The organism is Ruegeria sp. TASC047, assembly GCF_059612445.1.
Window position 1 is genome coordinate 91,842 of the sequence record NZ_JBXWQP010000021.1, and the last position, 6,183, is coordinate 98,024.

5 protein-coding genes are annotated in these 6,183 nt (G+C 59.9%); 2 read left to right on the top strand and 3 right to left on the bottom strand.

Annotated features, from left to right (window positions below; genetic code table 11):
* The first annotated feature begins 86 nt into the window (after positions 1 to 86).
* Positions 87 to 1,190 (top strand): glycosyltransferase family 4 protein, encoded by a 1,104-nt coding sequence (locus AC2FLO_RS05555; RefSeq protein WP_394444033.1) that lies wholly within the window; start codon positions 87 to 89, stop codon positions 1,188 to 1,190.
* 14 nt (positions 1,191 to 1,204) lie between these two features.
* On the opposite strand, the gene AC2FLO_RS05560 is transcribed toward AC2FLO_RS05555, so the two are convergent.
* The 3 genes from AC2FLO_RS05560 to AC2FLO_RS05570 all read right to left on the bottom strand — a co-directional run bounded on the left by AC2FLO_RS05560 (position 1,205) and on the right by AC2FLO_RS05570 (position 4,910).
* On the bottom strand, positions 1,205 to 2,836 hold the full coding sequence (locus tag AC2FLO_RS05560; protein WP_496754305.1) for a GMC oxidoreductase: 1,632 nt from the start codon (positions 2,834 to 2,836) through the stop codon (positions 1,205 to 1,207).
* 3 nt (positions 2,837 to 2,839) lie between these two features.
* Positions 2,840 to 3,760 carry a glycosyltransferase gene (locus AC2FLO_RS05565; RefSeq protein WP_394444029.1) on the bottom strand — a complete coding sequence of 307 codons (921 nt, stop codon included), beginning with the start codon at positions 3,758 to 3,760 and terminating at the stop codon, positions 2,840 to 2,842.
* A gap of 97 nt (positions 3,761 to 3,857) precedes the next feature.
* A complete protein-coding gene (locus AC2FLO_RS05570; protein ID WP_496754303.1) occupies positions 3,858 to 4,910 on the bottom strand; it encodes a Gfo/Idh/MocA family protein in 1,053 nt (350 codons plus the stop codon).
* A 156-nt stretch (positions 4,911 to 5,066) separates the two neighbouring features.
* Here AC2FLO_RS05570 and AC2FLO_RS05575 point away from each other — a divergent pair, with 156 nt between their 5' ends.
* Positions 5,067 to 6,155, top strand: a complete 1,089-nt coding sequence (locus tag AC2FLO_RS05575) for an NAD-dependent epimerase/dehydratase family protein (RefSeq protein ID WP_496754365.1) — start codon at positions 5,067 to 5,069, stop codon at positions 6,153 to 6,155.
* The last annotated feature ends 28 nt before the right edge of the window (positions 6,156 to 6,183 follow it).

Genomic DNA, 6,183 nt, shown 5'->3' on the forward strand with positions numbered 1-6,183 from the left:
TGATTGCCCGATTGTTGAGAAATTTGGCTCAGACCTACACAAAAATGCAGACCGCCCCTTCTTCAAATCCCCTCCATGTTGTCGAAATGGGTTCCCAGTTTGGCATGGGCGGCATCACCCGGCATATCCTCGGGCTGAGCGAGTGGCTGGAGGCAAGGAACCATCGCATCACGCTTGCGGGCACCGCCGACATCTGGGCGGGGCCGGACCGCGGTGCAGGGTTTCTGGACCTGCCCACCCGCTATGTCGCGGGCGACGGCGGCAGCATCACCAACCGGCTGCGCCATACGGCCAGCGCCGCCTGGCGGTTGCGGCGTTGGCTGGCAAACAATCCGGTCGATCTGATCCATTGCCATGAATCCGCCCCTGCGTTGGTCGCCAATCTGGCCCGAACCGGGCGGCGGATTCCGGTTGCCGTCACCTATCACGGGTCCGAACCTGAACGGATCGCTGCATTCGGTCGGATTGCTGCAAAATGCGATCTGGTGATCACGCCCAGCCATCGTTCCGCCGAGGATCTGGCCACGATCGGGAATGTGCCAAAGGAAAAGTTAAAGGTGATCGGCTTGGGCGTCTCGCCTCCGCCCGAGGACAGCGCCGAGGATATCGCCGAATTGCGAGCCAAGCTGCTTGGGGATGGCGAGCGGGTGATCCTAACGCTGGCCCGTCTGCAACCGCAGAAGGGGATCGATATTCTGATCGATTGTGTCGCCCGGATGAAACAGACCCACCCCGGCTATCGCTTTGTCGTCGCCGGCGACGGGCCGGATGAGGTAAAACTGCATGCTCTGGCGCAGGAAAAAGGTGTTGGCAAGCACCTACAATTCATCGGCCGAACAGACAAACCGATCCGTCATCTTCGGGCGGCTGATCTATTCCTGCTAACCTCTCGGTGGGAGGCGTTACCTTTCACCATCGCCGAGGCGTTTCAGGCCGGAACACCCGCCGTGGCCACCGCCTGTTCCGGCGTGGTCGAACTGATCGACAACAGCGTCGGTGCAGTGGTGCCTATCGGTGATGTCGCTGCGATCTGCACGGCTGTTGCAGATGTCCTGTCAGACGAAGGGCACCGGAAAACCCTTGCGAAAAACGCCCTGAAACGCAGCAGGGAAGATCGGTTCGACCCGGATTGGGTGCATCATCAGTTTGAAAAAACCTATTACGATCTGGTGGGACGGTTACGCGGCTGACGCCTGTTCCTCCGTCAAATACCGCGCGTGCGTTCTGTTGCTATTTTCTCGGCGATACGCGCGCCCGCACGGGCGGACAAGGCCATGATGGTCAGGCCCGGATTCTGGAAAGGATTGGTCGGAAACGACGCCGAATCCGTGACATGGACATTGGGGCAGTCATAGACTTCGAGATCTTTGTTCAGCACATGTCGAGCTGGGTCATCACCCATACATGCTCCTCCGGTTTCGTGGATCGACGACCCCGGCTGCAAGGCCCCGTCGGGGGTATAGACCAGCGGCCCGGCCATTTTATAGGCCAGTTTCGATATCAAACTTTCACGCCCCAGCAGGTCATCGGGCAGACCAAAAGTCTGTGACACGTCCTTCAGCGTGTCTTTCATGTCCTGCACCATTGCACGTTCATTATCGGAATGGCGCAGCGTGACCTTTGGCGCGGGGATGCCCCAAATATCGCGTTTGGTTGGGTCAAGCTCCACCCGGTTTTCAGCACGCGGCAGAACCTCGCCGATTGCCATGAAAAACCAGCCGGGCTCGATCCGCCCAACGGACCCCAGCAAAGAATAGCTGCGCAGGAACCCACAATCCTCATGGCCCCCACGGTTACGGAAACCGGGAATATAAATGCCGGACTGGGCGCCGAAATCATACGGATCATGATCCGGCCCCAGACCTTCGATTTCAGGCAGGGTGCCCGCCCGGAAAACCATCAGATGATCCGACAGGTAGCGACCCAGATTACCCGATGAATTACCCAGCCCCCGCTCATGTCGTGGCCCGTGAGAATTCAGTAGAAGCCGCACAGATTCAATGGTCGAGGCGCAAACCGCAATCACCCGCGCCGTCACGGTGTGTTCCTGACCGCTGGCCGCGTCGATGTACCGGACGCCAGTTGCCAGGCCCGTCTGTGCATCGGTTTCTATCTTTGAAACCACCGCCCCGCTGCGCAGTTCGAAATTCCCGGTTGCCTGTGCCACCATCAGAGGCAAAGGCGTTCGCGCGGGCACATGTCGGATGATCCGGCAAGTGGTGGCTGGCCGATCCGGCCATTTCTGCGCAAGCTCGACCATGATCCGGCGTTCCGCTTTGGTCAGCGGGTGAGGGGCGTCGTAGATACCGTCGGGCAGATTTTCAATCTGCGCCGCCTCCCCCGCAACACCCAGAAACTGCTCAACCCGACCGTACCAGGGATCGAGATCGGCATAGGAAATTGGCCAGCTGTCGCCAAAACCATCCTGCTCGGCCGCCTTGAATTCCTGATCCGAAAGGCGCAGCGCGTTACGCCCCCAAAGATGCAGCCGCCCACCCACCTGACGGGAGCGGAACCAGTTGAATTGGGCCCCGGACGGTGTGGTGTAAGGGTTCTGCCGGTCATTGACGAACAGATGTTCGGTCAGAGGTGTGAAGGACATGCAGCGCGCCTGCACATGCTGCCCCCGCAGGATCGCCATGACACGGCTGAGGATGCTGACACGGGATCCGCCCGTGCGGTCGCTGTCGGGAAAATCACCCTGAGGATCCAGCGCGCGCCCGGCCTCCAGCATCAATGTCCGGCAACCGCGCTCGCTTGTTTCCTTCGCAACCCATCCACCGGCTGCGCCGGAGCCAATGACGATGACATCGTATTCTGGTCCGGATGCCTGCATCGTTCAGGGCCTGCGCGTGATGTAGCCCCAGACCTCGCCACAGGTCCAGGCGATGGTCAGGATGATGATATAGGGCAGTGCTGCTAAGTATCGCAAAAGCCGCCCCTTGCCCGCCTGTGTCAGACCATGGCGCACCCACAGCACCGGTGGGATCAGCGGGCTGGACAGGATATAGACCAGCCGTTTCGGACCACTCATATGCATCGCCCGGATATGGCCAAACAGACGCCCCCAGTGAAAGCGCTCGGGCAACAACTGGCGCAGCCGAGCCGGAGGGCGGACATGGTCGACAACCAACTCATTGGACAGCAACAACTCTTCGCCCTGTTCGATCAGGAACCAATGAACGACCGGTTCGCGAAAGCGTTCTTTCCACAGATGGCGGGTCGCCTCGAGCGCTTTCCGGCCGTAGGTCACGTTCACGTCCGAAACCCATTCCGCCGGGCCGCTGTCGAACGGCAGGCCGTAGCGGCCAAAGTCGGTCACATAAAACGCCCAGTTCAGCAGCGAGACCGGTTCCTTACAGTCGATGGCGCCGCCAATGACATTCTTTCCGGTTTCCGCGTGTAGGCGCATGACGGTGCGGGCCCAGTCCGGGTGTGGATGACCACGATCTTCGAGGATCGCGATCACGTCACCAGTGGCAGCCGCCAGCCCGGCTGCGCGCCTGCGGTCAAACAGCTCATGCTGACCTGCCTCAGAGGTAATCGGGCGGGCGGGCGTGATGACCCCAAGGTCCAGAAAATTCACATCCGGGAACTCCGCCGCGTAATCAGCGGCGTCTGAGACGCTCGCATCATATGGCACGATGATGTCCAGCGGCGGCGGGTCTTCGAATGCGGCAACCGACAGCAGGAAGTCACGCAGGTAAGAGCCGCCATCGACAATCGTCACGACAATGGAAAGCGTTGGATGATCTATCACCGCAAGCTCCTGCAACTGGAAAAACCCTGCCTCTTCAAGGCAGATACTGACAAGGCCCGGTCGGGATGCCAAGTGTCGTCTGGAAACCGGTCAGTGGTCATGCGGCCATGTCCCCCAGCGCCTTGAGCGTCACAGGCTGGCCGGTTGCACTGCTTTCGCGCACAGCATCGGCAACCTCGATCGCCCGCAGGGCGGCGTGACCATCGGAAATGCGCAAACCTGTCCGACCCGCACAAAGGCCAACGAACTCCTGCAGCTCATCTGCAAAAGACAACAACGCCGTAGTTTTCCAGGATTTCAGTTTTTCCCGCAGCATGATCCCGGGATAGCGGCGATGTTGACGGATGGGCCTGCCACCCGGGCGATCCATGGTGATCAGCAGTGTCTCCATCGGCGCGTAGGCGCCGCGCACCATGCCTTTGCTGCCGTAGACCTCGACCTGACTTTTATAACCTTTCCAGTCTGTCCAGGTCGCCTGATAGATCGCCGGAATGCCCTCGGGGTTTTTGAAGATCGCCATCGCGTTGTCCTCAGAGCCGGGCTCGTTCCAGACCTTTTCGGTGGCGACACCATAAACGCTGGTGATTTCACCCAGTATATGGCGGGCCATGTCGGTCATGTGAATCCCCACATCCCACAGCGCGCCACCCCCGGATATCTCGGATTTGTATTCCCAGTCATGCACGAATTTCGTCAGACCCTCATGGCCACCATAGATGCGCACATGATCGACCTCTCCGATCTGGCCCGATCCGATGATATCTTTCACGTAAGAGAAGGCTGGGTAATAGCGCATGTTGAATCCGCCCCCCAGAGCCCTGCCCGCCGCCTGGGCTGCTAAAACGATCCTGCGGCTGGCCTCGGCCGTGGTGGCCAGTGGCTTTTCCGCCAGCACGTGCAACCCCCGCTCAAACGCGGTCAGGCACAAAGGTTCGCGCACATGTGCCGGAGTCGAAATAATGACCGCGTCCATGTCGGCATCAAAAAACCTGTCTGCATCGGTAAAGGCTGGCGCACCACTGGCCACGGCTTCGGCGCGGTCCATGTCCATATCCATAACGGCGGCAAGCGTGGTGTCAGGGTTGTCGATAATGGTCTGCACGCGCATCTGCCCGATCTTGCCGGCTGCGCCGATCACACCGATCCTCATAAAATTCCTCACTCAAAAACCTTGGGGTGTTACACCCCGGACATCTATAACAGCAGATCATCTGTTAGCGGAGTAGCATGCGCAACCACCCTGCGCTAGGCTTCTGAGGCGCAACGATTTCATGCCTAGATTTGAATTGAAGAAGGATTGGCAACAGTGAACTTCACCGGATCAGAAAAACTGCGGGGGCAGGCAGTCTTTGTCACCGGCGCGACAGGGTTTCTCGGGGGGCGCCTGATTTCGGCCCTTCTGGAAAGCGGGGCGCGGGTTACAGCGCTGTTGCGCAGCCGCCATGGCGCGAAGGGCCTAGAGGCAAAGGGCGCCACTGTCGTCACCGCAGCACTTGGTGATCGGAAGGCGATTGCAGACGCCCTGCGCGGCCACGACATACTGATGCATCTGGCCTATGACGTGCGGGCCACTTCCGAGAAGAACCTGTCAGATTTTACCGCACTGTTCAGCGCGGCACAGGATGCTGGCATCGGCAGGATCGTCCATATCAGCTCCATCGTGGTTTATGATGTCTGGCCCGACGCGGATCTGGATGAAACCAGTCCGGTGCAACGCTCCGGTGGCAGCCCGTACCGCCATGCCAAGATCGAGATGGAGAAACAGCTGATGGCTGGACCCATCTCGGCCGCCATCCTTCAACCCACCTTGATTTATGGGCCCGGCAGCGCCTTGTGGACGGATCAGTTGACGGAAAATCTGGCCACAGGAACACAAGTCCTGCCGCAGCCCCTGGGCCTGTGTAACGGTGTGTTCGTCGACGATGTGGTACAGGCCATTCTCAGGGCGGCAGTTCTGGCGGATCTGGGGCAGGAACGCTTTATCATCTCCGGACCTGAACCGGTGGCTTGGTCCGACCTTTTATCCGGCTATTCGCGGATCATCGGCAAAGGCGAGCTCCGCCTGGAACCGTATCAAACCCTCTCGGACCGATTGGGCCCCGAACCCGATCATGATGCGGATCCCGAGACCCTCTCGGCTGCGGCCCGGATCGGAGCGCTTGGCCGTACGCTGCTGGGGCGGGAACGGTTCGAAGCGCTGGTGCGTGCCATCAAAAGGCGCGTGTCTTCCGGCGATGGTGCCGCCTATCCCGACCGGCATCTGCTGGAACTTTTTGCTGCCAAGGGCAGGTGCAGCATCGCACATGCACAGGAGCGATTGGGTTATCAGCCCGACTACTCGCTTGAAAAAGGTCTGGCGGCGACAGCAGACTACTTGCGGGGCCGGTTTGGCTGACGCCATGCCATTATTTGAAACGCAACCG